1 protein-coding gene is annotated in these 1,655 nt (G+C 69.3%); it reads left to right on the top strand.

The window, feature by feature from the left end; translation table 11 throughout:
* Nucleotides 1-412 precede the first annotated feature (412 nt).
* The coding region (ftsW, locus tag GD1_RS23880) for a putative lipid II flippase FtsW (protein ID WP_244883004.1) at nucleotides 413-1,655 on the top strand (1,243 nt) is incomplete at its 3' end.

Here is a 1,655-nt window from a genome sequence, read left to right as displayed (position 1 = left end):
GGCCGCCAAGCGTGCCGCGCGCGCCGGTGGTGCGACGAACCGAGCCGGCCGAACACCGGGCGGGAACACGGGCGACACCGGAGCGAAGGCCACCGAGGCCGCGAGGGCCGCACGCACCGGTACCCGACGCGCGAGCGTTGTCGGCGACTCCGGCGAGGACCCGACACCGGGTGACGCCGCGTCGGACGACCGGGACACCACCGATGAGGACGTGGCGGGCGGGAAGTCGACCGGCTCGACGACCGGCGACGGCACGACCGCCGACAAGAAGACCGGCACGAAGACGGCCGGCTCGAAAACCGTCGGCACGAAGGCCGCTGACCAGAAGACCGCTGACCAGAAGACGACTGACAAGAAGACCGCAGGCGTCACCGCCCCGTCGCCGCGTGACGCGGTCCGGGCCACCGGCTCGGTGATCGCGACGCTGGTCGAAGGTGTGCGTACGCTGCTCGCCCGTCCGCTGGCGTCGTATCACCTGATCCTCACCCTGGCACTGCTGCTGACGGTCTTCGGACTGGTCATGGTGCTCTCGGCGTCGTCGGTGGAGGGCTACTCCAAGCAGGGCTCGGCCTACGGTCTGTTCGCCACGCAGGTGATCTTCGCGATCCTCGGTATGGGCGTCTTCTACCTCACCCTGCGGCTGCCGGTCCGTCTGCTGCGGCGGCTGGCCGCGCCGCTGATGGTGGTCACCACACTCCTGCTCGCGCTGGTGCTGGTGCCGGGAATCGGCACGCTCAGCGGTGGTGCGCGTCGCTGGTTCACCCTCGGCGGGTTGTCGGTGCAGCCGTCGGAGCTGGTCAAGGTGGCGCTCTGTGTGTGGGGTGCGCACCTGCTCGCCTCGCGTCGCCGGGAGAACGCGCCGCTCAAGGAACTGCTGATCCCGCTGCTGCCGGTCGGGTTGCTCGTCTGCCTGCTGATCATCCTCGAGCCCAACCTGTCCACCACCATCACCATCGCGATCATCATCGGCACCCTGCTGTGGTTCGCCGGTCTGCCGATCAAGGTGTTCTCCGCGTTCGCCGTGTCCGGTGTCGCGATCGCGGTGGTCCTGGCACTGGTCGAGGGATACCGCTCCGAACGTGTGATGAGCTTCCTCGGCGGCATCGACGACCCGCAGGGCGCCGGCTATCAGGCCCGGCAGGCCACCTATGCGCTGGCCAACGGCGGGGTCTTCGGCGTCGGGCTCGGCCAGAGCCGCGCCAAGTGGAACTATCTGCCCAACGCGCACAACGACTTCATCTTCGCGATCATCGGCGAGGAACTCGGCCTGATCGGCGGGCTGATGGTGGTGGCACTGTTCGTGTTCTTCGCCTACGTCGGGTTCCGGGTGGCCACCCGCTCGGCCGATCCGTTCCTCCGTCTGATGACGGTGACCATCACGGTGCTGATCACCGCGCAGGCGTTCATCAACATCGGCTACGTCATCGGTCTGCTGCCGGTGACCGGTATCCAGTTGCCACTGCTGTCCGCGGGTGGCACCTCGACGCTGACCGTGCTCGCCATGCTCGGTCTGCTCGCCAACGCCGCCCGGCACGAGCCGGAGGCGGTCGCCGCGCTGTCGACGAACGCACCCCGCCGCTTCGGCCGGCTGTTCCGGCTGCCCGCCCCGGTGGCCTACCAGCAGACCCGCGCCGAGACGCTGCGCGACCGGCTGG

Source organism: Gordonia desulfuricans NBRC 100010 (assembly GCF_001485495.1).
Taxonomy (GTDB): Bacteria; Actinomycetota; Actinomycetes; order Mycobacteriales; family Mycobacteriaceae; genus Gordonia; species Gordonia desulfuricans.
Note: the sequence above shows the minus strand (reverse complement) of the source record. Positions and strands in the feature narration are given on the sequence as shown.